The sequence below is a fragment of the Ruegeria sp. HKCCD7255 genome, from assembly GCF_013031565.1.
Taxonomy (GTDB): domain Bacteria; phylum Pseudomonadota; class Alphaproteobacteria; order Rhodobacterales; family Rhodobacteraceae; genus Ruegeria.
Window position 1 is genome coordinate 164,746 of record NZ_WQAG01000004.1, and the last position, 26,459, is coordinate 191,204.

General features: G+C 57.2%; 21 protein-coding genes. 9 read left to right on the forward strand and 12 right to left on the reverse strand.

All coding sequences use genetic code 11. The features are described from left to right. The first annotated feature begins 7 nt into the window (after positions 1–7). Positions 8–334 (forward strand): hypothetical protein, encoded by a 327-nt coding sequence (locus tag GOX45_RS10120; protein WP_171100480.1) that lies wholly within the window; start codon positions 8–10, stop codon positions 332–334. Positions 335–384: 50 nt separating this feature from the next. After that, positions 385–1,371, forward strand: coding sequence for a type I glyceraldehyde-3-phosphate dehydrogenase (locus GOX45_RS10125; protein WP_171100482.1), 987 nt, complete (start codon positions 385–387; stop codon positions 1,369–1,371). Positions 1,372–1,458: 87 nt separating this feature from the next. Here GOX45_RS10125 and GOX45_RS10130 read toward each other — a convergent pair whose 3' ends face one another. Beyond that, positions 1,459–1,947 carry an ureidoglycolate lyase gene (locus tag GOX45_RS10130; protein ID WP_171100484.1) on the reverse strand — a complete coding sequence of 163 codons (489 nt, stop codon included), beginning with the start codon at positions 1,945–1,947 and terminating at the stop codon, positions 1,459–1,461. After that, positions 1,944–3,362 carry an allantoinase PuuE gene (gene puuE, locus GOX45_RS10135; RefSeq protein WP_171100486.1) on the reverse strand — a complete coding sequence of 473 codons (1,419 nt, stop codon included), beginning with the start codon at positions 3,360–3,362 and terminating at the stop codon, positions 1,944–1,946. The genes GOX45_RS10130 and puuE overlap by 4 nt, the downstream gene beginning before the upstream one ends. A 164-nt stretch (positions 3,363–3,526) precedes the next feature. Between puuE and uraH the strand changes: the two genes are divergently transcribed. After that, positions 3,527–3,883: a hydroxyisourate hydrolase gene (uraH, locus tag GOX45_RS10140; RefSeq protein ID WP_171100488.1), complete on the forward strand. Its 357-nt coding sequence runs from the start codon at positions 3,527–3,529 to the stop codon at positions 3,881–3,883. 194 nt (positions 3,884–4,077) lie between these two features. On the opposite strand, the gene GOX45_RS10145 is transcribed toward uraH, so the two are convergent. Continuing rightward, positions 4,078–4,998 carry a LysR family transcriptional regulator gene (locus GOX45_RS10145; protein ID WP_171100490.1) on the reverse strand — a complete coding sequence of 307 codons (921 nt, stop codon included), beginning with the start codon at positions 4,996–4,998 and terminating at the stop codon, positions 4,078–4,080. A gap of 96 nt (positions 4,999–5,094) precedes the next feature. On the opposite strand from GOX45_RS10145, the gene GOX45_RS10150 reads away from it, so the two are divergent. The 3 genes from GOX45_RS10150 (at position 5,095) to GOX45_RS10160 (ending at position 12,364) form a co-directional block, all read left to right on the forward strand. Then, the gene (locus tag GOX45_RS10150) at positions 5,095–6,318 is read left to right on the forward strand and encodes a urate hydroxylase PuuD (protein WP_171100492.1); all 1,224 of its coding nucleotides are present in this window, start codon (positions 5,095–5,097) and stop codon (positions 6,316–6,318) included. A gap of 149 nt (positions 6,319–6,467) precedes the next feature. Next, a complete protein-coding gene (locus tag GOX45_RS10155; RefSeq protein ID WP_171100494.1) occupies positions 6,468–8,276 on the forward strand; it encodes an autotransporter assembly complex family protein in 1,809 nt (602 codons plus the stop codon). After that, positions 8,273–12,364, forward strand: a complete 4,092-nt coding sequence (locus GOX45_RS10160; RefSeq protein ID WP_254445985.1) for a translocation/assembly module TamB domain-containing protein — start codon at positions 8,273–8,275, stop codon at positions 12,362–12,364. Before GOX45_RS10155 ends, GOX45_RS10160 begins: the two co-directional genes overlap by 4 nt. Positions 12,365–12,446: 82 nt before the next feature. Here the strand turns inward: GOX45_RS10160 and GOX45_RS10165 are convergent, their stop codons facing one another. The 9 genes from GOX45_RS10165 to ychF all read right to left on the reverse strand — a co-directional run bounded on the left by GOX45_RS10165 (position 12,447) and on the right by ychF (position 23,515). Continuing rightward, positions 12,447–13,451, reverse strand: coding sequence for a porin (locus tag GOX45_RS10165; RefSeq protein ID WP_171100496.1), 1,005 nt, complete (start codon positions 13,449–13,451; stop codon positions 12,447–12,449). A gap of 407 nt (positions 13,452–13,858) precedes the next feature. Next, on the reverse strand, positions 13,859–14,368 hold the full coding sequence (locus GOX45_RS10170) for a thioesterase family protein (protein ID WP_171100498.1): 510 nt from the start codon (positions 14,366–14,368) through the stop codon (positions 13,859–13,861). Further along, positions 14,352–15,149, reverse strand: a complete 798-nt coding sequence (locus GOX45_RS10175) for a cyclase family protein (protein WP_171100500.1) — start codon at positions 15,147–15,149, stop codon at positions 14,352–14,354. The genes GOX45_RS10170 and GOX45_RS10175 overlap by 17 nt, the downstream gene beginning before the upstream one ends. Before the next feature lie 111 nt (positions 15,150–15,260). Next, positions 15,261–18,044, reverse strand: a complete 2,784-nt coding sequence (gene fdhF / locus GOX45_RS10180; RefSeq protein ID WP_171100502.1) for a formate dehydrogenase subunit alpha — start codon at positions 18,042–18,044, stop codon at positions 15,261–15,263. 5 nt (positions 18,045–18,049) lie between these two features. After that, positions 18,050–18,526: a hypothetical protein gene (locus tag GOX45_RS10185; protein ID WP_171100505.1), complete on the reverse strand. Its 477-nt coding sequence runs from the start codon at positions 18,524–18,526 to the stop codon at positions 18,050–18,052. Then, complete coding sequence (locus GOX45_RS10190; RefSeq protein WP_171100507.1) at positions 18,526–20,229, reverse strand: NAD(P)H-dependent oxidoreductase subunit E; 1,704 nt, start codon at positions 20,227–20,229, stop codon at positions 18,526–18,528. The genes GOX45_RS10185 and GOX45_RS10190 overlap by 1 nt, the downstream gene beginning before the upstream one ends. An 87-nt stretch (positions 20,230–20,316) precedes the next feature. Next, a complete protein-coding gene (locus GOX45_RS10195; RefSeq protein WP_171100509.1) occupies positions 20,317–21,195 on the reverse strand; it encodes a LysR family transcriptional regulator in 879 nt (292 codons plus the stop codon). 149 nt (positions 21,196–21,344) lie between these two features. Continuing rightward, positions 21,345–21,995: an FkbM family methyltransferase gene (locus tag GOX45_RS10200; protein WP_171100510.1), complete on the reverse strand. Its 651-nt coding sequence runs from the start codon at positions 21,993–21,995 to the stop codon at positions 21,345–21,347. 422 nt (positions 21,996–22,417) lie between these two features. Beyond that, positions 22,418–23,515 (reverse strand): redox-regulated ATPase YchF, encoded by a 1,098-nt coding sequence (gene ychF, locus GOX45_RS10205; protein WP_171100512.1) that lies wholly within the window; start codon positions 23,513–23,515, stop codon positions 22,418–22,420. Positions 23,516–23,708: 193 nt separating this feature from the next. Here ychF and GOX45_RS10210 point away from each other — a divergent pair, with 193 nt between their 5' ends. The 3 genes from GOX45_RS10210 (at position 23,709) to GOX45_RS10220 (ending at position 26,406) form a co-directional block, all read left to right on the forward strand. After that, positions 23,709–24,194, forward strand: a complete 486-nt coding sequence (locus GOX45_RS10210) for an acyloxyacyl hydrolase (RefSeq protein ID WP_171100514.1) — start codon at positions 23,709–23,711, stop codon at positions 24,192–24,194. Positions 24,195–24,272: 78 nt separating this feature from the next. Next, a complete protein-coding gene (trpA, locus tag GOX45_RS10215) occupies positions 24,273–25,064 on the forward strand; it encodes a tryptophan synthase subunit alpha (protein WP_171100516.1) in 792 nt (263 codons plus the stop codon). Positions 25,065–25,236: 172 nt separating this feature from the next. Next, entirely contained in the window at positions 25,237–26,406 is a 1,170-nt protein-coding gene (locus GOX45_RS10220) for an alpha-hydroxy acid oxidase (protein WP_171100518.1), read from the forward strand. The last annotated feature ends 53 nt before the right edge of the window (positions 26,407–26,459 follow it).

Genomic DNA, 26,459 nt, shown 5'->3' on the forward strand with positions numbered 1-26,459 from the left:
CTGTTTTATGCGATTGCGCGCCCTGACTTTGACCCTTTGCTGCACCTTGGGACTTTCAGCTGTGTTTTCGGCTCCGGTGGCCGCAGCGGAAGACACCAAATCCGTGACGGTTTTCACAAGGACATGGGCCGTAACTCAGGTCGCCGATGAGCCGGTGATTTATCGCGCAACCCGCGACAACAACAACCTCAACCCGTTTGGCCGTCCTGCGATGCTGCGCACCACGCAGGCCATCGCGGCCATTCAACAGGCCACCGGCTGCAAGGTTATTGTGAACAGCATGTATCAAAACATCTCGGGCCAGTTCTTTTCGCAGGTGAACTGCGGATCCTAAGCCCTTGAATGGGCATTGAGGTCCGTGGGACCTCCTGCCATAGCTTGCGCATGAAACTCGCGATCAATGGATTCGGTCGGATTGGCCGCACGATCCTGCGTCAGGTTCTGGCCCTGCCGCAGGGATCAGATGTCGAGGTGGTGTTGATCAATGACATCGCACCACTGGACACCTGCGCTTACCTGTTCAAATACGACAGCACCTTCGGACCTTATGCCGGGGATGTCGTGGCCGAGAGCGCTGCGCTCAATATCGATGGCCACAGTTTCCCGATGACCCACAGCGCGGATCTGAGCAGCGTGAACCTTCAAGGCGTCGATGTCCTGCTCGATTGCACCGGCATTGCGCGCACCTCAGACGTCGCGCGCCAGGGTCTGAGTGCGGGGGCTCGCAAAGTGCTGATCTCTGGCCCATCGCCTGCCGCCGAGATCACGCTTGTGCTGGGAGCCAACGACGACGCGCTGGGTGACGCGCAGATCGTGTCCAACGCGTCCTGTACTACGAATGGGCTCGCACCATTGATCAAGGTTATCGATACCGTGGCGGGCGTCGCATCGGCGCATATGACCACGATCCATTGCTACACCAACAGCCAACCCATGGTGGACGCGCCACGCGGCGATCTTGCCCGGTCTCGCGCCGGAGCCCTCTCGATGGTGCCCACAACCACCAGCGCCACTCACCTGATTGATGAGGTTCTTCCGCATCTTGCAGGCCGTATTTCAGGTGCCGCTGTTCGTGTTCCCACCGCCAGTGTGTCCGCCGTTGATCTGGTGGTGACCCTTGGACGCGAGATGCAGGCGTCCGAATTCGACACGGCATTACGCTCTGCTGTCGCGGCCTCACCTGTGCTGGGTTGGACAGATGATCCCCTAGTCTCTTCCGACCTGCGCAGCCGCAGTGAATCGCTGGTCATCGCTGGACCCGAAACACGGCAGATCGGCGCTCAGCAGATTCGCGTGTTTGGCTGGTATGACAATGAATGGGGCTTTTCTGCGCGCATGCTGGACGTGGCCCGCCTGATGGCGACGCGCTGACGCAGGGGGTGGGCTTGCCCGCACCCTGCCCGGCCCAACCGGTCAAAATGCATCTTCGATGCATGCGGACCGGGCGGGAGCTCTCTGTCAACCGCTGACAACCTCGTAGGGCGCATCGAACCAGAACTCTTCCAAGTTGTCCCCAGCGCCGATGCGGTCAACCACCGCAAACAAACCTGGCCCGTGCAAGGGCGTCAGAACCCCATGCCAGGTTCCGCGATGATAGTTCACCGTCTGCCCGGGCTGGGTCAGAAAAGCCTGTGGCCTTCCGGGCTGGCCGTTGTGATCCTCTGCGACAATCACCAGAAAAGGCTGGTAGGTCATCGGGATAAAGGCCTGACTGCCCTCAGGATGCCGTTCAACCATATCCAGGTGATACGGCAAAGCGCGCGGATTTGCGTTGAACAGGCTGATTCCGGCTCGCCCTTCCGCAAAATCCAGCTGCGCGCGATCATGGAACCGCTCACATTGCCCCTGGTTGATGATCTTGTCCGGCGCACCGCCCGTGTGGATCAAATCCCCAAACGGTGCGAAATTCTGGGCCGAGATCGGCTGAATCATGATCTGGCGGCTCATGACGGAAGCAGCTCGCGCAGGCGGAATTCGGCAATCCGTTCCACTTGGCGGCAGGCCTCGGCAAACTCTGTCTCGCGATCTTGTTCAATCCGCCGCTCAAAGGCCTGAAGGATCGACACTTTGTCATGGTCGCGCACCGCGATGATAAAAGGAAACCCGAATCGCGCGGTATAACGCTGGTTCAGATCCGTGAACTGCGCCCGCTCGGCGTCGGTCAACGCGTCCAACCCTGCCGAAGCTTGCTCGGCCGTGCTGTCCTGCGTCAACCTCTTCGCCTGCGCCAGTTTGCCTGCCAGGTCTGGATGTGCTGTAAGCACGCCCAACCTTTCTTCCTCTGTTGCGGATCGGAACATCCGACACAGGGCGTTGTGCATCCCACCCGCCGTGTCATGAGCCGGACCAAGTTCTAGTTCAAAGGCCCGCTCGGCAATCCAGGCAGAGTGTTCGAATACCCCGCCAAACCGCTCGACAAAGCTTGCCTTGTCCATCTCCGACGGTCTTGCCCGCGGCTCCGGTGGATGGGTCGCGGCCCAATGCTCTGCAATCTGCAACCGCGTGGCGAACCAGACATCCGAGAACCCGCGCGCATAGTCCAGAAACCGCTGCAACGCCATGATACGCCCGGGGCGACCGATCAGACGGCAATGCAACCCAATGGACAGCATCTTTGGGGCACCCGCCTCACCCTCTTCGTAAAGCGCATCAAAACTGTCTTTAAGATAGCTGAAGAACTGATCCCCTGCGTTGAATCCTTGAGGGGTTGCAAAGCGCATATCGTTACAGTCCAGCGTGTAAGGTACGATCAACTGATCCCACCCGCCGGTCTTCATCCAATAGGGCAAGTCATCCGCGTAAGTATCGGCCACATAGTCAAAACCGCCCTCTTCCGCGACCAGACGCACGGTGTTTTCCGAACACCGCCCGGTATACCAGCCGCGCGGGCGGGACCCGACCACCTCGGTATGCAGGCGGATCGCTTCGGCAATCTGCGCGCGCTCTTCGTCTTCGGGCATGTCTTTATGCTCAACCCATTTCAGCCCGTGGCTGGCGATCTCCCACCCGGCGTCTTTCATCGCGGCCACCTGATCCGGCGAACGCGCCAAAGCTGTTGCCACGCCATAGACCGTGATTGGCAAATCCTTCATCAGCCTGTGCAGACGCCAAAACCCGGCGCGTGCGCCATATTCATAGATCGATTCCATGTTCCAATGGCGCTGCCCTTGCCATTGCGCCGCGCCCACGATTTCAGACAAAAACGCCTCTGACGCGGCATCCCCGTGCAAAACACAGTTCTCACCGCCTTCTTCGTAGTTCAGCACGATCTGCACAGCCAACTTTGCGCCACCGGGCCATTTTGCATCCGGCGGTGTTGCGCCATAGCCGATCATGTCGCGAGGGTAACGAGGCGCTTGCATGGCATATTCCAATTCATCTTCGTGGTGAAAGCAGAGTTACCCTAGAAAATTCCGAAGGATTATCAAATCAATCCGAACGCAGTTTCCGGCGATTTCTACAGTTCCAAGGCGTGCGCGTTTGCGCCAGTGTAAAGCAAAAGCCGCTTAGACCTCAGGAGATCCCGATGGCAGGTTATCTGACAACCCATGTTCTAGACACAGCTCTTGGCCAACCTGCCCAAGGGATCTACATCGCGCTTTACCGAGTGTCCGGGAATTCGCATCGCAAACTGATCGAACTTGAAACAAACGAGGATGGCCGAACAGACAGCCCGATCCTGCCACCGGAGAAGTTCAAAACGGGTACATATGAGCTGATCTTTTTCGCAGGCGACTATCTGCGTGCGACCGGCCAAGATGGGCCAGACCCCCTGTTTCTGGGCCAGATCCCGATCCGGTTCGGCATGTCCGATCCTGAGGCGCATTATCACGTGCCGCTTCTTTTGTCGCCTTACGGCTATTCAACCTATCGCGGCAGCTGAGCTGTTTTTGTCGGGCTCCCGCCCGTCAGGCCCTCTTGTCAGAGGTCCTTCCCGTTGGGCCCAGCGCCGCGCCTTACAGGCACGACGCGGTTGTTCTGCTGGACCAAGGGCACGCTCACCCAATCCGACGCTACCGCGCCGCCACGCCCAACGCCGCACAGGGCCGGAACGGCACAAGCGGGGCGGGAGCGCTTTTAGCTGATATGCTCTGACTGCCTGACGAATTTCGCAATTCGTTCGATCATGAAATCCATGAACAGACGCGCCTTGGGATCCTGATGGCGGCGATGCGTGTAAAGGCAAGCCATTTGCACCGGCACTGGCGGTGTCTCGGTCGCAACGGGCACAAGCCGCCCGGCCTTTAGATGCTCGGCTACTTCAAAGACAGGTTTCAAAGCGATGCCCTGCCCGGCGACGGCCCAATCGGTCAGAACGTCGCCGTCATCGCATTCAAACCGACCCGAAACGGCAAACCGTTTTGGCCCGTCTGGTGTTTCCAGTAGCCACTGAAACTCGGACGCGCCCGGGTATCGCAGATTTAGACACTCATGTTTGTCCGAAACCAGTGCCGCGCCACTGGGCGGCATTCCGCGGCGCGCGACATACTCGGGCGCGGCACACAAAACGCGCTGGCAATCGGCGATTTTGCGGATGCGCAACGTGCTGTCTTCCGGCTGCCCAATGAAAAACGCCAGATCCAAACCTTCCGTTGTCAGATCGACGGAACGATCCGTCAGGCGCAATCGAACATCGATCTCGGGGTATTGCGATAGAAACTCGGGCACATGCGGAGACAACAGACGCCGCCCGACCCCCAAAGGCGCCGCCACGAACAAAGAGCCCCTGGGCACTTCGGTCAGGTTCATGACCTGAGCCTCGGCATCATCGACCGCATCCAACACCCCCACGGCACCTGGGTAGAACGCCCTTCCCTGTTCGGTTGGCGTCAGGTTGCGCGTGGTTCGCTGGAACAGACGCACCCCCAAATGATCCTCCAACTGCGATATCCGTGCGGATGTAACTGCCGGAGAAATACGCAAATCCCGTCCGGCTGCAGACATACTGCCCAAATCATAGACCCTGACAAAGGTGCGGATGTTGTCGAGATAGGACATCTTATCGTTTTTTTTGATACAGTTTGACAATATACGGGAATACCGAAGAAAACCCCGCTTGCCTAGTGTGGCGCCACCCTGTCGGAGAGCCCTTTCATGTATGATTTCGCGATTTTCTGGGATTGGATGGCCTTTGCCGTTCGGTGGCTGCATGTGATCACGGCCATCGCCTGGATAGGCTCGTCATTTTATTTTATCGCGCTGGATCTGGGGCTGAATCGCGACATTCCCGGCCCGGCAGACGGTGAAGAATGGCAGGTGCATGGCGGTGGCTTTTATCACATCCAGAAATACCTCGTCGCACCTGAGCGAATGCCGGACCATCTGACCTGGTTCAAATGGGAAAGCTATGCGACCTGGCTGAGCGGGGCCGCGCTGCTGATGATCGTCTATTGGGTCGGTGGTGAGCTTTATCTGATCGACGCGCAAAAGGCGGATCTAGCCTTGTGGCAAGGCATTCTGATTTCTGCGGCGTCCCTGACCATCGGGTGGTTGGTGTACGACTTCCTGTGCAAGTCGAGCCTGGGGCAACGCCCAACCCTGCTGATGATCCTGCTGTTTTGCCTGCTTGTGGTGATGGGCTGGGGCTATAACCAGATCTTCACCGGGCGCGCCATGATGCTGCATCTGGGCGCGTTTACCGCGACGATCATGACAGCAAATGTGTTCTTCATCATCATGCCAAATCAGCGGATCGTGGTGGATGATCTGAAAAACGGTCGCACGCCCGACCCCAAATACGGCAAGATTGCCAAGCTACGATCGACCCATAACAACTATCTGACGCTGCCCGTCGTCTTCCTGATGCTGTCGAACCATTACCCGCTGGCCTTCGCGACCGAGTATAACTGGATCATTGCAGCCCTGGTGTTCTTGATGGGTGTCACCATCCGTCATTACTTCAACACCCGCCATGCCCGTGCCGGAAACCCGACCTGGACCTGGCTGGTCACGGCCCTGCTGTTCATCGCGATCATGTGGCTGTCATCAGTCCCCATGTATCGGCCGCTGGAAGAGGCAGAGGCCACCCCGCTGACACCGTACGAGCAACGCTTTGCCGCAGCCGAAGGGTTCGAAGAGGCCCATGACATCGTGCTTGGCCGGTGTTCCATGTGTCATGCGCGCGAACCGGTGTGGGAGGGTATTCTATGGGCCCCTAAAGGTGTTTTGCTTGAAACCGAGGCCGACATTGCGCGCAATGCCCAGCAGATCTATTTGCAGGCCGGAGTGACCCATGCCATGCCACCGGCCAACGTCACCTACATGGAACCCGAAGACCGCGCCGCTCTGATCCGCTGGTTTCGCAACGCCGATCTATGAGGTCGGGCTCAATATTTGCCAAAATTGGTGACTCGGCACACAAATTATGCTTCCCCCAGCCTACGTCTGATGATCTAATATAGGAATAACAATATTTCGCCCCGGATAAGGGCGATGAGATCGATTTTCGCTTGGGGCGGTGGAAACTCATGACATTCACGGGCAAGCCTATTGGCGCTTTGGGGCGGTGTTTGGTTTTCACTGTTGCCACTTTTGTGCCCGGCTTTGCAGCAGCATTGGACGTCTCGCTTTCGGCCCCCGGCGCGCCGAAAGAACTGGTCAACCGGTTGGAAGAGACCTCTTCTGTTTTCACCGCCGACTCTCGTGGCCTCGACACCTCAATAGAGGTGTTGTCTGCCGCACTATCGGATTACCGCACGATCGTTCAGATCATGTATGACGAGGGCTATTTCAGCCCTGTTGTCAGCATCAAGCTGGATGGTCAGGAAGCCGCAAAAATCAATACGCTGGAAGCTCCTGCGCAATACAAGACCGCGACCATTCTTGTCACACCTGGGCCTACATTCACCTTTGGCGAGGCCATTCTCGCGCCTGTTGCACCAGATACAGTTGTTCCCGAAGAGTTCGCGACTGGCAAACGCGCGACCACGGGTGCCATTCAGCAGGCCGCATCTGCAGGTGTTCAGGGCTGGCGCAATGCCGGTCATGCCAAGGCAGAGGTTGAGGGCCAGCGTATCATTGCGCGGCACGCTCAGGCCCGGCTGGATGCAGATATCGAATTGTCCCCTGGGCCGCGCCTGACCTTCGGCAAGATGATCATTGAAGGCGACAGCCGGGTGCGCCACCGGTCGATCGAAAAGATTGCTGGTTTCCCCACAGGCGAGGTTTATTCGCCCGAGCAAGTTCAAAAGGTCGGGACCCGACTGCGGCGCACGGGTACATTCTCGGTCGTTTCCTTGACAGAGGCGGAAACACCAAACCCCGACGGCACGCTGGACTTTACCGCTACGTTCGAAGACCTTCCGCCACGCCGCCTGACCTTTGGAGCGGAAATCGCTTCGCGCGATGGCTTGGACCTGAGCGCAACATGGACCCATCGGAATGTCTTTCGCAGGGCCGAGCGCCTTCGGTTTGAGGCCACCCTGCGCAATATCGGCGGAGCGGAAAACCTGGACGGCAGGATTGGCCTGCGACTGGATCAACCGGATCGTCTGGGCCCCGATGACAACACGTTCTGGAGTGCGTTGCTGGAGCGCAGAAACACTGAGAACTACAATGTCACACTGGCTTCGGTGACCTATGGTGCAAGGCGCACGTTTTCAGACAGGCTCTATGCCGAAGCGTCTTTCGGTTTCCAGTATTCGGACGCGGATGATGCGTTTGGAAGCGGCCGAAAGTTCCGCTATCTAGTTCTGCCTGTGCGATCCGAATGGGACCAACGCGACAGCAAGGTCAGTGCAACGCGGGGATACTATCTGGATTCGCAAGTCATGCCTTTTGCCGGTTTGTCAGAAACGGACAGCGGTATTCGCTTGTTCTTTGATGGGCGTGCCTACAACGATCTGGGCACAAATGGCCGCCTTGTCCTGGCGGGGCGGATTCAGATCGGTTCGGTGCTTGGACCATCGCTTGACGGCGTGACACCCGATTTTCTGTTCTTCTCGGGGGGGGCCGGAACGGTGCGCGGGCAACCATTTGAAAGCCTGGGCATCCCAATTGGAACCGGTGTTGTCGGAGGCAAGTCCTTTGTTGGCCTGTCCGCGGAAGTGCGAGGCAAGGTCACGGATGCGCTGTCTTTGGTCGGGTTCTACGACTTTGGCGTTGTTGATACCTCGTCTTTCGTGGGCAGCGGTGCGGAACAACATTCTGGTGCCGGTTTGGGTGTGCGCTATGATTTAGGTGGCTTTGGCCCGTTGCGCTTTGACCTTGCGCTGCCGGTTCAGGGCACAACGGGCGACGGATTGCAGTTTTATCTTGGGATCGGGCAGGCCTTTTGAGACGTGAGACCGCATATCCTCTGCTGATCGCTGCTTTGGCGATCTGCGCGCCCGCTCCGCTGGCTGCGCAGGATGACGGCGGTGGCAGCATGATCGAGCGGTTCCTGCAGGACACTTTATCCGGTGATGATCAGAACGTACGCGTGATCGGGCTCGAAGGTGCGCTCAGCTCACGCGCCACGATCCAGGAAATCACCGTTGCGGACGACGAAGGTGTTTGGCTGACGATCAAAGGCGCCGAGTTGGATTGGAACCGCTTGGCACTGATCCGTGGGCGCTTCTCTGTAAATGCCTTGACCGCACAAGAAATCGATATCGCCCGCGCACCTGGCACCACGACCAAGACCGAGACGGAAACACCTTCGGCTGAGGTTACGCCGTTTCAATTGCCTGAGCTGCCGGTCGCAATTCAAATCGGCGAGTTGCGCATCGACGACCTGTCTTTGGGCGAGCCCTTGATCGGTGTTGCGGCTGAGTTGAAGATCGAGGGCAATTTGTCTCTGGCAGATGGCACTTTGGACACTTCACTGGATATCGACCGCGTGGACCGTGCCGGGGATACAATCGACCTGAAAGCTGGGTTCAGCAACGCCACTCGCGAAATCGATCTTGATCTGACCGTATCCGAGGCATCCGGGGGCCTGATATCGACCGCGCTGGGGATCCCTGACAGCCCGCCGCTGAGCGTCACCGCCAAAGGGGCTGGTCCGGTGACTGATTTCACAGCTGATATCGGCGTTAGCAGCGATGAATTCCAACGATTGAGTGGTCGGGTTCAACTGCGCTCTGCTGTGCCAGATGGGACGATTGCGGACGGGATTGCCTTTACCGCAGACATCGGTGGCGATCTGACACCGTTCCTGGCCGAAGAGATGGATACCTTCTTCGGCACCGAGACCAAGGTTTTTATAGACGGGCAGACACAGGCGGATGGTGGGCTCGATATCTCGGACATCGAAATCACGGCGCAGGCGCTAAAGCTGGAAAGCCAATTGAAACTGGCAGCAGGCGGTGCCTTGCAACTGATTGCGGTTCAAGGCCGGATCACACCGCCCGAAGGCGACCGTGTCGTCTTGCCGGTCAGTGGCGGAAAGACCTCAATTGGGGCGGCACAGTTGTCGGCGCTGTTTGATGCTCAAAACGGAAACCTGTGGGACCTAAGCTTAACCGCCAATGATGTCGATGCGGATCAAATCAATCTGGACCGCGCACAAATCGCTGGTCAGGGGACCTTGGATCAAAGCAACGGCTTTGCCATCGACGGCGACCTTCAAGCGGCGCTGGACGGCATAAACATGTCTGATCCAGCACTGACAGCGGCCATCGGAAACCGGGTAACCCTTGATGGTCTGTTTGACTATGGCGACGATCAAACGCTGACTCTGTCTGGTTTCGAGCTGATCGGCAGCGACTACCAACTGGAAGCGGATGCGGTTGTCACTGGCCTCTCCACCGGTTTGCAGATAGACGGCTCAGCTTCGGTTCGCGCCGATGACCTGTCGCGCTTTGCCGACATCGCCCAACTCGATCTGGGTGGTGCTGCATCCCTTTCTGTCACCGGGGCCGGTTCTCCGCTGGAGGGCAGCTTTGATGCTAAGATTCAGGTGGACGGACGTAACCTGTCAACTGGCCGCGACGACATCGACCCTGTGATCGAAGGTGAGACACAGATCTCGGTCGATGCAAAGCGCGATACAGACGGTATCACCATTCGGGACTTTTCGATCACCTCGCAAGCTTTGACAGCGCAAGCCGATGGAGTTGTGACGACACCTGATGGCAATCTGACCATCGACGGGCAGGCCAATGTCGACGCACGCGATCTTTCGATCTTTGCCGGTCTTGCACGGCAGGACCTGAGTGGCGCGTTGCAAGCCAAGGTAAACGGTAAAGGCACGGTTCAAACGCTTGAGTTTGACGGCACCGCGAACATCGTAGGCGACAACGTCCAGACCGGACTGGAACAGTTCGACCCACTTCTGACCGGCACGGTGAAGATTGACTTTGACGGTGCGCGCAGCGGTGATCAAATCACGATCCGTTCTGCATCCGTGAACGGGGCCGCTGCGACGGCCGAAATTGCCGCAACCATCGAGAACCTCAGCGCAGACCCCAACGTTGATGGTCAGGCCAGGGTGACCGCACCTGACCTGTCTGTGTTTTCGGGCTTGGCGCAGCGTGATCTTTCGGGTTCGCTGCAGGCGCAGGTGCAGGGCAAGGGCGATGCCGCCACCAAATTGTTTGATGTGCAGGGCAATCTGACCGCAGATGACATCACCACCGGGATCGACGTGCTGGATAACCTCGTTCAGGGCCGCACGACCTTGGTTGTGGATGCCGAAAACTCGGACGACGGCCTTAATGTCCGCAATTTTCGCCTGACCGGCACTGCGCTGAGCGCTGACGCGTCTGGCCAATTGGACCGGGCTGCCGGGGGGCTGGATTTTTCCGCGCGATTGGACGATCTGGCGCGCTTGTCGGCCAGCCTGTCTGGCCCCCTGCAACTGAGCGGGAATGTTGCGCCGACATCCACCGGGTTTGAAGGCAATGCCAGCCTGCAAGGCTCCAACAGCTCTTATGCCAATCTGACCGGGAGCGTGGAAACGAATGGCGACGCCGATCTGGATTTCGAGGCGCGTCTGAACCAGCTTGAACGGTTTGTTCCCGAATTCCCGGGAACAATTTCGGCCAATGGCGCGGCCCGGCGCGATGCCGGCGTCTGGACTATTGACGCCAAGGCTGAAGGGCCGGCGCAGATCAACTCGACAGTGGCCGGAACCTTTGACGAAAGCGCGGGAACGGCTGATCTGAAGATGCAAGGCGGCCTGAACATTGCTGTGGCAAACGCTTTCATTTCACCCAACACTTTAGAGGGCACAGCGCGGTTCGACCTTGCCTTGAATGGCGCTCCTTCACTGGCGGCGCTGAGCGGGACGATTTCTACGTCGGGGTCAACCATGGCAATCCCCGGCGCAGGACAAACCATCACTGGCATCGGCGGATCTATCAATATTGCACAAAGCCAAGCCAATATTGCGTTGCAAGGCGGGCTGCGCGCAGGTGGCGGGTTTACCATCAACGGCCCAGTCGGCCTGACCCCGCCGTTCAACGCGCAGGTCACCACCTCGTTGAACAGCTTGGTGCTGACAGACAGGCTGTTATACGAAACGACGCTGGATGGTCAGATTGTCTTTAACGGCGCTCTGGCAGGCAACAGTTCGTTGGCCGGTCAGATCAATTTTGGTGAAACGAATATCAACCTCGCGGCTGCATCGGGCGCTGTCGGGGCGGCCCCTATTCCCACTATTGAACATACCGGCGAAAACTACGCGAGCTATGTCACCCGCGAACGCGCTCAGTTGGTGGAAAAGGCAGAAAGCAGCAAAAGCGATTCCCGAATTGCTCTTGATATCAACCTGCTTGCGCCCAAGGCCGTCTTTGTTCGCGGGCGCGGTGTGAACGCCGAGCTTGGCGGGCGCATCAATATCGGGGGCAGTTCGGCGGCTGTTGTGCCTTCGGGTCAGATCGAATTGATCCGGGGCAATATCGACATTCTGGGCCGCCGCCTGGCGCTGACCAAAGGTGTCGTGACGCTGCAGGGCGACCTGACGCCATACATCGAGTTCGAATCCTCAACCAGCACGTCCGACGGAACCGCGACAATCGAAATTGCTGGGCCCTTGGATTCGCCGGAAGTTGATGTGTTCTCTGATCCCGAGCGCCCGTCGGAAGAAGCCCTCGCGATGCTCCTTTTCGGCAACCGTGTGTCCGAGCTTTCACCCTTCGTCATCGCTCAGATGGCTGCGTCGCTGGCGCAGTTGAGTGGCGCGGGCGGTGATGTCACCAAGGGCGTGCGAGATGCGACGGGCGTGGATACCATCGATCTTGGCACTACGTCAGGCGGTGGTGGCAGGCTAGGCGCTGGAGCTTATCTAAGCGACAATCTTTATACTGACTTCACGGTTAACACCGAAGGCGACACCGAGGTGAACCTGAACCTTGACGTGACCGACAACTTAACCGTCCGTGGAACAGTCGACGGGACCGGTGACACCGGCCTGGGTATCTTTTTTGAACGGGACTATTGATCCCAAACGACACAGATATGTACCGATAAAAGAAAAGGGAGGGTCCAAAGACCCACCCTTCGAGACGCGCAATTTCGCCTGATTAGAAGTTGAAGAGAACACCGAAGTCGGCTTGCAACGTGCTATCCGATGCCAGACCGCGTTCCGACTGACCGATACCCCCGCGAAGGGATGTACCACCACCCAAGTCATAGACGACACCGATGCCATATTGTTCCAGATCATCGGCACCGGTACCGTCGCCATAGGCAAAGGTCAGAGTCGTTGCGGAACCGACCTTGTAGGATGCAGATACACCATAGGCGGTTCCGTCACGATCCGCATTCAGCACGTCGTCATCCGCCAAGAACAATGTCCCGAAGAAGTCGCCGAACTCAGCACCCAGAGTAAAGACTGTCAGGCTTTCAGTGCCGAAAACCAGATCGCTTTCGCCATAGGCCAACGCTGCCGTAATGTTGTCGAACGTATAGGAAACGCTGACATCCCAGCGATCTGCGTCTTGAGCCACTCCGCCCAACGCAACAGTCTGCTGGTCATAAGAGGCACCAAAGGCGAAGTCACCAACGGCATACTGGAAGAACACCGCGTTCGAACCGGAACCAGTCGATGAGTACTCGAGGAAACTGTAGTCTACGCCAGAATACTGCCCGATGAACTCTTCCAGACCCGGCTCGACACCGAAATAGTTCGGCAGGTTGTCAAACGCACCTGCCACGTTGCCAGCATCTACGCGCAAACCACCGTAAATCACCGAGAACCGCGCACCGTTCAAACCGGCCTCATTCGCTTCACCCGTTCCCGAATCTTCGTCAGCCTGAAGCCTGACACGACCCGAAAACTCAACACCACCATCTGTCTCGGCGTTTACGTCAATGTTCAGACGGAACCGCGAAACAAGGATGGTTTCATCAGTGTCCACGGTGGTCGTGCCAGCGGATGCACCTCCCGCGGTGAAATTTTGAACATCACCGGTACGGTCTTCCTCATACCCCAGACCAAACCGCGCAAAGCCGCTGAAGTTAATTTCTGCGCGTGCAACACCTGCAGTGGCAATCAGTGCCGTTGTTGCGTAGAGAACTTTTTTCATGGTTCTTTTCCATCAATTCGTGAGAGAGCGAGCTATCAAATTTGGCTCGTCGCCTCTTCCGACGAAAGCAGTTGAGTCGCAACACACCCGAAACCCTTATTTTCAACGACCCAAGGTTCAAAGCCGCTACCAACCCCAACGCTTGTGGGGCTTGAGCTTTCACTTAATCCACTCGGGAAACCTGAAAACGGGCTTAAATACTGAGGAATTCGCATCTGCAGAAAAATCTGAGGTTGCTTTTCGAAATCCGCCACGACAATCCATCGCAGCGAACGCGTTTGCCGAAACGAAGAGAAACGTCCGAAAAGACACAGCCGGACAGATCATATTTTTGTGTACCGGTCCAATTATTGAAAACGGCTTTTTTGTTCCTATCACAATCCAATCGGTTGGCTTTTTGAGACTGCCTAACGTCTTATCCCGATTGACTGACCGATCTGAGGCTCTGTTTCCAAATTGCTATGGTCCTGCACCATCCTGATCAGGCGATTTGCTGCCCATTCTGGATAGGCCACTGACCTGCCTGTTGCATGACTGACATTCATGAACAACGCCTCTTGTGTGGCGCAAAGCTGATCCCCGGTCGCCGCTATCATCTGCGCAAAATAGTGTCCGCGTTTGTGATCGGCGTCGAGCATACGAAACCGAAAGTAAAATCGTTCATCCCGTCGGATCTCACGCAGAAAATTGATATGGGACTGAAGGATATAGGGCCCCTGCCCCAGCGCCTTCACCTGCGGCTCACCCAAACCGAGTTGTTCGACCATCAGCCGTTCCAGACCGATGTCAAACGCCACCCCGTAGAACCCGACATTCATATGATTGTTATAGTCGATCCAGTCCGGGAGAACTGAAAAACCGCTCAATTCTATCGGTGCATCATAGGGACCGTCATGGCCGCTAAGAGGGTCGGTCATCTGTATCCTCCTCAAAAATCGCCACTGCGCGGACGAACCCGGCAGAGGCCCCTTTGATCTTGAACGGAAAGCAGGAAATTTCGAACCCTGTAGGTGGCAGGTCTTCAAGGTTGGTCAGCTTTTCGATGTGACAATAGCCGATCTCCATCGACGCGCGATGGCCTTCCCAGATAATCGAGGGGTCTTGTGTCTCCGCATATTCCTGCGCGGTCAGCGGGAAAGGAGCGTCCCAGCTCCAAGCGTCGGTGCCCGTCACGCGCACGCCGCGTTCGGTCAGATAAAGCGTCGCCTCGCGCCCCATGCCGCAGCCTTTCATCAGGTAGTCAGGCTGCCCATAGCGGGTTCCAGCCGAGGTGTTCACCACCACAATATCCAGCGGCCGCAGTTCATGCCCAATGCGCTTGAGTTCCGACGCAACATCCGCCGCAGTCGCAACATATCCGTCGTCGAAATGGCGGAAATCCAATTTTACGCCGGGATTCATGCACCATTCCAAAGGAACCTCGTCGATCGTGATCGCGCGCTCACCTTTGTTCATGGTCGAGTGATGATGATACGGCGCGTCCAGATGCGTGCCGTTATGGGTTGCAATCTGCAGCCGTTCGATGGCCCAGCCCTCACCGCCCGGAAGATCATGTTTTTGCAGACCGGGAAAGAACCCCATGACCTGTTCGGCGGTCTGGTAGTGGGTCAGATACTCGATTTCGGGCAGCATGATGGGTGGGTCGGATACGATCCCGGTTTCCAAGGGCACGGACAAATCGACGAACCGGCGGGCCATATGCTCTCCCCTTTCCCAGACGCGAACAGGGTTGGCCGCAAGTAACCATCTGTCAAGGCACGAAAAAGACGGGCCGTTTCGGGCCCGCCTCTTGATGCAACGGTGGTCCGGTCACTCTGCGGCGACGGCGTTTTCGATCTTTTCCACCCGGATCGCCGAGAATTTGAACTCGGGGATTTTGCCATAAGGGTCGATGGCCGAGTTGGTGAGGATATTTGCCGCCGCCTCGACATAGGCAAAAGGAATGAACACCATATCCTCTGCAATCGCCCTGTCGGCGCGTACCATGATGTCAATGCTGCCGCGACGGGTGGTCAGGCGTATGGTTTCACCCGGTTCGATCCCCATCAGCTTGAGTGTGCGCGGGTTCATGGAACAGTTTGCCTCGGGTTCGACCGCATCCAGAACCTTGGCACGGCGGGTCATCGACCCTGTGTGCCAGTGTTCGAGTTGACGACCCGTGGTGGCAATCATCGGATAGTCCTCGTCCGGGGCCTCATCCGGTGGGATGATGCTGGCCGGGGTGAACTTTGCCTTGCCATCAGCGCGCGGGAAACCGTCACCAAACACAATCGACTGGCCAGGATCCGTTTCGCTGAGCGAAGGATAGGTGATCGACTCGGTTTCCAGACGATCCCAGGTGATATTGTCCAGCGAATCCATGGTCAGCTTCATCTCGGCAAAGACCTCAGACACATCAGTATAGTCCCAATTCAGCCCGATGCGCTGCGCCAGATCGACGGTGATCGCCCAATCCTCTCGCGCCTCGCCCGGAGGGGCCACGGCGGGCCGCACCCGCTGTACCTGACGATTGGTGTTCGAGACGGTGCCGTTTTTTTCGTAAAGCGCCGAGGCAGGCAGGATGATATCGGCATAGTTCGCAGTTTCGGTCAGGAAGATATCCTGCACGATCATCAACTCCAGCTTTTCCAGCGCCGCGCGGGCGTGGTTCACATCAGGGTCCGACATCGCCGGGTTTTCGCCCAGAATATACATGCCTTTGATATTTTTGGCATAAATCTGATCGATAATCTCGGTAACGGTCAGGCCCTTCTCGTTCGAAAAGTCGTCCGAGTCCCATACCGCGTTGAACTGAGCGCGGATGTTATCATCGGTGACCGTTTTATAGTCAGGCAAAAACATCGGGATCAGACCCGCGTCCGAGGCCCCCTGAACGTTGTTCTGTCCCCGCAGCGGGTGCAGACCCGCGCCCGGCTTGCCGACATTGCCGGTCATCAGCGCAAGACTGATCAGGCAGCGCGAATTGTCCGTGCCGTGAATGTGCTGACTGACGCCCATACCCCAAAAGATCAGACCGGCCTTGGCCTGCGCAAAGGTGCGCGCGACGCGGCGCAGTTGTTCCGGTTCGATCCCGCAAATCGGGGCCATCGCCTCGGGCGTGAAGGCACGCAGGTGCTCTTTCTCGGCCTCCCAATTCTCGGTCCAGCGGTGGATATACTGGCTGTCATACAGCTCTTCTTCGACGATCACATTCATGATCGCATTCAGCATCGAGACATCAGCACCAGGACGGAATTGCAGCATCTCGGTCGCAAACTTGCGCATCCCAACCCCGCGCGGATCCATCACGATCAGCTTGCCGCCGCGCTTGGTGAATTGCTTGAAATAGGTCGCCGCAACGGGGTGGTTTTCAATCGGGTTGGCGCCGATGATGATGGCCACATCCGCATTTTCGATCTCGTTGAAGGTCGCGGTCACCGCGCCCGAGCCCACATTTTCGATCAGAGCCGCAACCGACGAAGCATGACACAGACGGGTGCAGTGATCGACGTTGTTGTGCTTGAACCCCTGCCGGATGAGCTTTTGGAACAGATAGGCTTCTTCATTGGTGCATTTGGCAGAGCCAAAGCCCGCGACGCTGCGAGGATCCTGATCGCGCAGCGCCATCAGCTTGGAAGCGGCCAGATCCATCGCTTCGTCCCAAGTCGCCTCGCGGAAATGGGTGCTGAGGTTGGCGGGATCGACATTCAGACCCTTGGGCGGTGCATCCTCACGCCGGATCAGCGGTTTTGTCAGGCGATGCGGGTGGTGGATATAGTCAAAGCCGAACCGGCCCTTGACGCACAGGCGGCCTTCATTGGCAGGGCCGTTGATGCCTTCGACATATTTGACCTTGCCGTTTTTGACCTTCAGCGACACCTTGCAGCCGACACCGCAGAACGGACAGACGCTTTCGGTTTCGCTGTCATAGTCCTTGCTGTCGCCCAATTGCTGATCATCCAAAACGGTGGAGGGCATCAGCGCGCCGGTGGGGCAAGCCTGCACGCATTCGCCACAGGCCACGCAGGTGGAATCACCCATCGGGTCGTTTTGGTCAAACACCACCTGAGCCATATGACCGCGCCCGGCCATACCGATCACGTCATTGACCTGCACGTCGCGGCAGGCACGGACGCAGAGGTTGCAGTTGATGCAGGCATCCAGATTGACCCGCATCGCCACATGGCTGTCATCCAGCAGCGGGATTTTCTCGGGCTCTTTCGCCGGGAAACGGCTGTCCGAGACACCGTTCAGCTTGGCCATATCCCAGAAATGGCTGGAGGCGTCGTGAGGTTGATCCGGCTGATCGGCGACCAGCAACTCCATCACTATCGCGCGCGATTTCTCGGCCCGGTCGGTGTCGGTCTTGACCACCATACCCTCAACAGCGGGCCGGATACATGAGGCAACCAAAGTGCGCTCGCCCTCGACCTCAACCATACAGGCGCGGCAATTTCCGTCGGGTTTGTAGCCGGGTGCCGGTTTGTGGCACAGATGCGGGATGACCAGTCCACGACCATTGGCCGCTTCCCAGATCGTGGTGCCTTCGGGCACGGTGATATCATCGCCGTTCAGGTTGAAGGTGACGGTCTTGGTTGGGCTTGCGTCAAGCATGGCTACTACCTTTCACCTGTCTGCATATTTTCGATTGCTTCAACAAACTCAGCAAACAATACTTCTGTATTCGCGTTTGCTTCAGCTTGGTCTGCTAGAACCTCATCCAACCTTATTTCCTCAGCGATATCGCAGAAGTTATTCCAGCTGTCCTGAGATACACTCTCTCGGTCAGAAATCCCAAACTCGGCGAAAAGGTCTTCAATCGGCTCATGCGTAAGCACGGCTTCAATCATGGTACCGATTTCGCTGTCAGCCGAGCAACCGTGCATCTCACTATAGAATCGCCGAATCGCAGCGAAGTCTTGGTCATAGCTTCCGCTACATATGCGTTTAGCCAAAGCCGGCATCATAACCCACTCAAAGTGGAAGAATGGAGAAACCACCCCTTCATTTGACAGTGACGCGCCATTACAAATTTCTGGCGACGCGATAGCAGGCTGGCTTAATCCCAATACCAACACGACTGAAAGAAGGCGCATCAAATCTCCTCCGAGAAATGCTTCATGACCAGGCGGATCGGGTTCGGGGCCGCCTGCCCCAGACCGCAGATCGAGGCATCGCCCATGACCTGGCACAGATCCTCCAGCAGGTCTTGATCCCACTTGTCCGCCTGCATCAGCTTGACCGCTTTTTCGCAGCCTGCGCGGCAGGGCGTACACTGGCCGCAGCTTTCATCTTCGAAAAACCGCAGCATGTTCAGCGCTGCGTCGCGGGCTGTGTCCTGATCGGATAGAACCACCACCGCCGCTGAGCCGGTGAAGGTGCCATGCGGTTGCAGTGTGTCGAAATCCAGCGGGATATCGTCCATCGACGCAGGCAACAGGCCCGAGGACGGGCCACCCGGTTGATAGGCCTTGAAGGTTTGCCCTTCGATCATGCCCCCGGCGGCTTCGATCACGTCAAGAATGGTCGATCCGGCGGGTAACAGGTAGACACCGGGCTTCGCAACGCGGCCGGAAACAGAATAGCTGCGAAGACCCACACGGCCATTCTTTTTCGTGCTGCTCAGGCATTCCGGCCCCTCACGGCATACCTTGGCCACCCAATAGAGCGTTTCGACATTGTGCACCAATGTGGGGCGGTTGAAGACCCCAACTTGCGCTACGAAGGGCGGACGGTGACGCGGCAGGCCCTTTTTGCCTTCGATGGATTCGATCATCGCGGATTCTTCACCGCAGATATAGGCACCGGCCCCGCGTCGCAGGTCGATATACCCAGGCGCGACAATCCCGGCCTGTTCCAGCGCGGCAATCTCGCGGCGCAGAATCTCCAGCACAGCGGGATATTCATCGCGCATATAGATAAAGCAGGTCTCAGCCTCGACCGCCCAGGCGGCGATCAACATGCCCTCAAGGAACAGATGCGGCGTGCGCTCCAGATAGTAGCGGTCTTTGAAGGTGCCAGGCTCGCCCTCATCCCCGTTCACAGCCAGATAGCGCGGGCCCTCGTTCATCCGAACAAAACCCCATTTCTTGCCCGACGGGAAACCGGCGCCGCCCAGACCGCGCAGGCCCGAGGACAAGATGTCTTCCTGCACCTTCTCCCAATCGCCACTGGCGCGCAGGCCATTCAGCTTGACGTACCCGCCATTGGCCGCATAGGCCGCGAAGGTCTCATAATCCGGCAGATGCGCATGGGTCTCCCCCGCGGCGATGGCGGCCTGTACTTTTTCAGGGGTCGCGTGGTCGATATGATTGTGCCCGATCTCAAGCACCGGAGCGGTGTCGCAGCGCCCCATGCAGGGCGCGCGCAGCACACGCACCTGCGACGGGTCTAGCCCATCCTCTAGCGCCTGTTTCAGCTGCTGCGCCCCGGCCATTTCGCAAGACAGGGAATCACAGACCCGAATGGTCAGCGCGGGGAGAGGTGCCTCATCTTCTTTGACCACATCAAAATGGGCATAGAAGGTGGCGGTCTCATAAATCTCGGCCTGCCCGACTCGCATTTCAACTGCCAGAGCGGCAATATGGTCGGCGCTGATATGGCCGTGGGCATCCTGGATCAAATGCAGAAATTCGATCAGCAGATCGCGGCGGCGCGGCCGGTTGCCCAGCAGGCGCATAATCTCGGCCTGCGCCTCATCCGTGAACTGGCGGCCCTTGGGCGTGTGCCGCCCCTTGCCTTTACCTGACTTCCAGACGCCCTTGGGTGCGCCCGATGGCTTGGTGTCTAATGGTGCCATGATGCCCTCCGATTGAGCCTCGTGTCTCATCAGAGTATCATATCGTCAAATCGCTTATCGAAATCACACGATAACGACAGCTTATCACTATAAAGACGTCACCACCGCGCGCAAAGCGGCAACTGTGGGCAGCTCCGGCTGGCGTGCCAGGGTCGCCATGCAGATCGGTTTGCTGACCACCGGTTCGATCAGAGGCAAGACCTTTGTGCCCTCTAGATCACCCAATGCGTGTACCAGAACGCTGGGCACCACAGTGGCCGCCAACCCTTCGCGTGCCATAACCATGGATGCGGTAAAGCCGCTGGTTTCGGCGACAATGTCCGGGTGCAGGCCCTGGTCGGAAAAAATTCGATCCAGAATACGTCGGTTCTGCATCTGTGGCTCCAGCAGGCTAAGCGGAAACTCAGCCACCCGCGCCCAGGGAATCGGCCCGGTTTCATCGGCCATATGAGACGGCACCAGCACCACATAGGTTTCTTCGTACAAAGGCTGCACCTGCCGCAGATCAGTGCCGATACTGTCGCCATAGGTGATCCCCGCATCCAGACTACCCTCATCCAGCCGGTGCTGAATGGCGGTTGAGGACATCGTCTCAATCCGAGTGACGATCCGAGGATGCGCCTGCCGCAGATGTTTAATCAACTGCCCGGTAAAAGCGATGGCCGTCGGGATCACACCCAAGATAAGCGTCCCGGTTATCTCGCCTTTTGAGGCGAGAACCTGCTGCTCCAGCGCCTTCGCCTCATCCAAAATACGCCGCGCCCGCTGCACGATCATCTCGCCCTCTTCGGTCAAACCCTGGAACCGATTGGCCCGGCGCACGATCGAGACGCCCAGCCGGTCTTCAAGATTTCGGATACGCATCGAGAAAGCAGGCTGCGAAATCCCGCACTCCTCGGCGGCCTTGGCAAAATGCCGATGCCGCGCAAGGGCGTTCAGGAGCTGGAGGTCGCGGATTTCGATCATCAATAACAAAACTTACTCACAGTTGAGTCGCACAATAACCAGCTCTGGCCCAGAGTCGAAAACGATTGCTGACCAAGGGCCAAAAGGATGAGCAAAAATGAAATTTAGAGGCACCAATCGCCCAGAACGCGGTGTCACACACTGACCAGCTAGTCTTCCAGAAACAAATTCGCCTGATCACAGTCGGCCTTTACATACCAATCGTCGACCCTGCTAAGATTTGGCCAAACGCGGAAGAACCCTTTTGATTCCAGCAAACTGGCCAGTCCTTGACGCATTTCCGTACGGCTGTGTTCGACACACAGTGTTTGCACATCCCATCTTTCGAAATCGAAGGCTTCGAGGATATGCAACTCAGACCCTTCGGTATCGACCGACATAAAGTGAATTGTCTCAGGCGCATTTGACTCAAGCAGCAAGTCATTCAAGGAAATCGTCTCGACCTCAATGGGCGCGACCAAGCGCTTCCCTTCCTTCTCTTGTCGGTCATCTGGTTCGATATGAGCAATACGGCCAAGCAAAGCACGTTTGGGCGCCAGAAACTCAATCGTTTCACCTGTCACCGAGTAAACGCATTTCGTGGATGTCGCACAATTTCGGTTTTCGACCAACTCGGCAGCAAATCTTGGGTTGGGTTCGGCGACCACGCCAGACCAGCCGAATTCTTTTTCAAGCATATAAGTATTGCTGAGCGAAATACCGTTGGCCGCCCCGAACTCGACAAAATAGGGGTTTTGGACGCCGCGATTTACCCAAGCGGCCCATAGATCCTGAATGTGTTGAGACTTAGAAAGTCCCACCAAAGGCAACGCAAAACATAGAAAATCCTGGAATGCTGGAAGCTCATCGCCCATGTCCCGAGCCAGGCCAAAGATTTTCTCGACCGCCCTCGCGCTTTCAAGGCTACATTCAACCGTGCTCAGCGGTGTTCTGTTTTCTGAAACCACGTTGTTCCCTCGATATGATGCTACGCTATGTCTGGTGTGACGCGTTTTTCAGATGCTTCCGCACCCATAATCGGAATACGAAAAGCTGAATACAGATTAAAGTCTAACTTTGCTCTCGGCGCCGTAGGCCGATACACCCGCTAAAGGCTCCTGCGCAACGCATCTCTGTGACCGGCAAACGCTACTGCGCAGTGCGCGCGCACGACCGGAAAAACCGCCTCCAATCCCACATACACATCTTGATGATGAGCGCATTCAGATCGCGAGGACCATTCTCAGATATTGAACAGAAAATGCATCACGTCGCCGTCCTTGACGATATAGCCCTTGCCTTCGGCTCGCATCTTGCCTGCCTCTTTGGCACCCTGCTCACCATTGGCGGCGACATAATCGTCATAAGCGATGGTCTCGGCACGAATGAAACCTTTTTCAAAGTCGCCATGGATCACACCAGCGGCTTGCGGCGCTGCGGTGCCGGTGCGGATGGTCCAGGCGCGGGCCTCTTTCGGGCCGACGGTGAAATAGGTCTCTAGTTTCAGCAGGTCATAGCCTGCGCGGATCAGCCGATCGAGACCGGGTTCTTCCAGACCCATTTCTTCAAGGAACATCTGGGCTTCATCATCTTCCAGCAGGCTGATCTCTTCTTCAATCTTGGCGCTGATGATGACGTGTGAGTTGCCTTGAGCCGCGGCCATCTCGGCCACTTTGGCGGAATAAGCGTTGCCCTCGGCGGCTTCTTCTTCGGACACGTTGCAGACATAGAGCACCGGTTTGGTGGTCAGCAGTTGCAACATCTTCCAGGCTTTGGCGTCCTCGTCCGCAACCTCGACCAGACGCGCGGGCTTGCCGCTTTCCAGCATGGCTTGCGCCTCGGCCAGCAGGCGGTCCTGCTGCTGGGCCTCTTTGTCATTGCCCTTGAGCTTGCGCACCAGATTGGCGCGACGCTTTTCGATACTTTCCAGATCGGCCAGCATCAGCTCGGTCTCAATCGTGTCGGCATCGGCCACCGGATCGACGCGGCCATCCACATGGGTCACGTCGCCATCTTCGAAACAGCGGAGCACATGGGCGATGGCATCGGTCTCACGGATATTGGCCAGAAACTGGTTGCCCAACCCTTCGCCCTTTGAGGCGCCTTTGACCAGACCGGCAATGTCCACAAAAGTCATCCGCGTTGGAATGATCTGTTTCGAAGAGGCAATCTCGGCCAGTTTGTCCAATCGATCATCAGGCACCGCCACATCGCCGACATTTGGTTCAATGGTACAAAACGGGAAATTCGCTGCCTGCGCAGCGGCGGTCTTGGTCAACGCATTAAACAAGGTCGACTTGCCCACATTCGGCAGACCCACGATTCCCATTTTAAAGCCCATTGCGGCCTCCTGAAGCATACGACGGCGTCTTCTAGGCAGCTCTGTGAAAATGCGCAACCCAAGGGATGGGATTGAAAGAAGCGAGAAGCACCTTCACGGACGTGTTACGCCTTTTGTTTTAGCGTGAGTTGAACTTACCGGTGCACTTTCCCCAAGTTTCCAATCACTATTCAATTGTTACAAAGACATCCCCATGAAAACGACACTCACACTTATTGCGCTGACTTTGGCAGCGACTGCGGCACAAGCAGAATCCATTATTTTGGGTGCGGGCTACAAAGATTTCTCTAACAGCAATGGCGACGATCAGGCGACTTTTTCGTTAGAATACCAGCATCGACCTTTCCACGAAGCTACGCGATTTAGCGCCGGCTTGGGAGCATCCCTGACGTTCGATACAGCGGGTGATACGCATATCGCGGCTGGCTTGGTCGGTATCTATTCGTTCTCGGACCGTTGGTTCGCGGAGCTGAGTGTAATGCCGGGCTATTTCAAAGCCTCGGACAACGACAATAATCTGGGCGGTAACTTCCAGATCCGAAGTCTGTTGGGTGTCGGCTACTCTCTGGACAATGGCAACGCTATCTCACTTGCTGTGACACATTTTTCAAATGCCAGCACAGATAGCTTCAACCCGGGTGTGAACGCCGTGTTCCTGAGGTATCATATCAGGTTTTAGGTTGAACCGTACCGGTGGGATTGATTTCCGGCCAAAGTTTCTGCACATCATGCTTGAACCTGAAGACAAGGACAGCAGATGACCCGTATCGACGCAAAATTCGCCGCTTTGAAGGCCGATGGAAAAAAGGCGTTTGTTGCCTATGTGATGGCCGGGGACCCTGACTTTGACACTTCATTGAAAATCGTCAAAGGGTTGCCCGGTGCCGGTGTCGACGTGATCGAGTTGGGCTTGCCATTCACGGACCCGATGGCGGATGGTCCTACCATACAAGCGGCAGGTCAGCGTGCCCTGGATCAGGGGATGACCTTGCAACGCACGCTGGATCTGGCCCGACAGTTCCGCGAGACAGATGACACCACGCCCATCGTCCTGATGGGATATTACAACCCGATCTACAGCCGCGGGGTCGATACCTTTCTGGCCGAGGCAAAAGCCGCGGGCATAGATGGCCTCATTGTCGTGGACCTGCCGCCAGAGGAAGACGCCGAGCTGTGTTTGCCGGCGCAAGCCGCCGGGTTGAACTTTATACGATTGGCTACTCCTACCACCGATGACGCTCGCCTGCCGCGCGTTCTGCAAAACACATCAGGCTTCGTCTATTATGTGTCGATCACCGGGATTACAGGTTCCGCCGAGGCGCAGGCCACCGATGTTGGGCCCGAAGTTGCCCGGATCAAGGCAGCAACCGAGCTTCCCGTGATCGTCGGGTTCGGCATCAACACTCCGGAACGATCGCGCAATATCGCCAGCGTGTCTGACGGCGCGGTTGTTGGTTCGGCGATTGTCAGCCAAATCGCAGCAGGTAAACCTGTTCAGGATGTCTTGAGCTTTGTCAAAACCCTATCCGATGGGGCACATTCCGCCTAACGTCTGCCGCCTGAAACTGGCCGTTCGACACTGGAATTCAGCACCATTGCGCCGCAGCTGACACAGGTCAGCTGCGGCTTTTCGTTTCAGGCCCCAATAGACCACCGCTTGGCAGTTGCAGCAGCCCTGGTAAATTGGTAAAGTTATTTAACCAATCAAAAGAGCCCTCTTCATGCCTGTCATTACAAATATCGACGACCTCAAGCGGATCTACGAGCGCCGCGTCCCACGCATGTTTTTCGACTATGCAGAAAGCGGCAGTTGGACCGAGCAAACCTTCCGCGAGAACAGTTCCGACTTTGAAGACATCCGTCTGCGCCAGCGCGTGGCCGTTGACATGACTGGCCGCACAACAGCAACGCAAATGATCGGCGAAGACGTGGCCATGCCCGTCGCTTTGGCTCCTGTTGGCCTGACCGGCATGCAGCACGCGGATGGTGAGATCAAGGCAGCCAAGGCGGCAGAAGATTTCGGCGTGCCCTTCACATTGTCGACGATGTCCATCAACTCGATCGAGGATGTGGCGGAAGCGACAAGCAAACCTTTCTGGTTCCAACTCTACACCATGAAAGACGAGGATTATGTCAATCGCCTGATCCAGCGCGCCAAAGACGCGAACTGTTCAGCACTTGTAATTACGCTTGACCTACAGATCCTGGGGCAGCGCCACAAGGATCTGAAAAACGGCCTGTCCGCTCCGCCCAAATTAACGCCCAGAACCATCGCGAACCTGATGACGAAATGGGCCTGGGGCATTGAAATGCTGGGCGCTAAACGACGCGAGTTCGGCAATATTGTGGGGCATGTGGATACCATCACGGATACCACCTCTTTGGGCACCTGGACGGCAGAGCAGTTTGACCCGAGCCTGGATTGGGGCAAGGTCGAGAAGCTTATGGAAAAGTGGGGCGGCAAAGTAATCCTCAAAGGTATCCTGGACGCCGAAGACGCTAAAATGGCCGCCAAGCTGGGCGCAGATGCCATTGTTGTGTCAAACCATGGTGGGCGGCAGTTGGACGGGGCGCTCAGCTCGATCCGTGTGTTGCCTGAAATCATGGATGCGGTGGGATCCGATATCGAGGTTCATCTCGACAGCGGCATCCGGTCTGGTCAGGACGTGCTGAAGGCGTTGGCCCTTGGCGCCAAAGGCACCTTTATCGGCCGCGCCTTCATCTATGGGCTGGGCGCGATGGGACAGAAAGGTGTCACAACGGCCCTGGAGGTCATACGCAAGGAGCTGGATACGACCATGGCGCTCTGCGGTGAGCGCAATGTCGGCGCACTTGGCCGACACAACCTGCTGATCCCCGAAGATTTCGGCGGTCGATGGCAAGAGAAATAACAATAAAAGGGGGCGCTGCCCCCGACGCGGCGAGCCGTGACTCCCCCAGGATA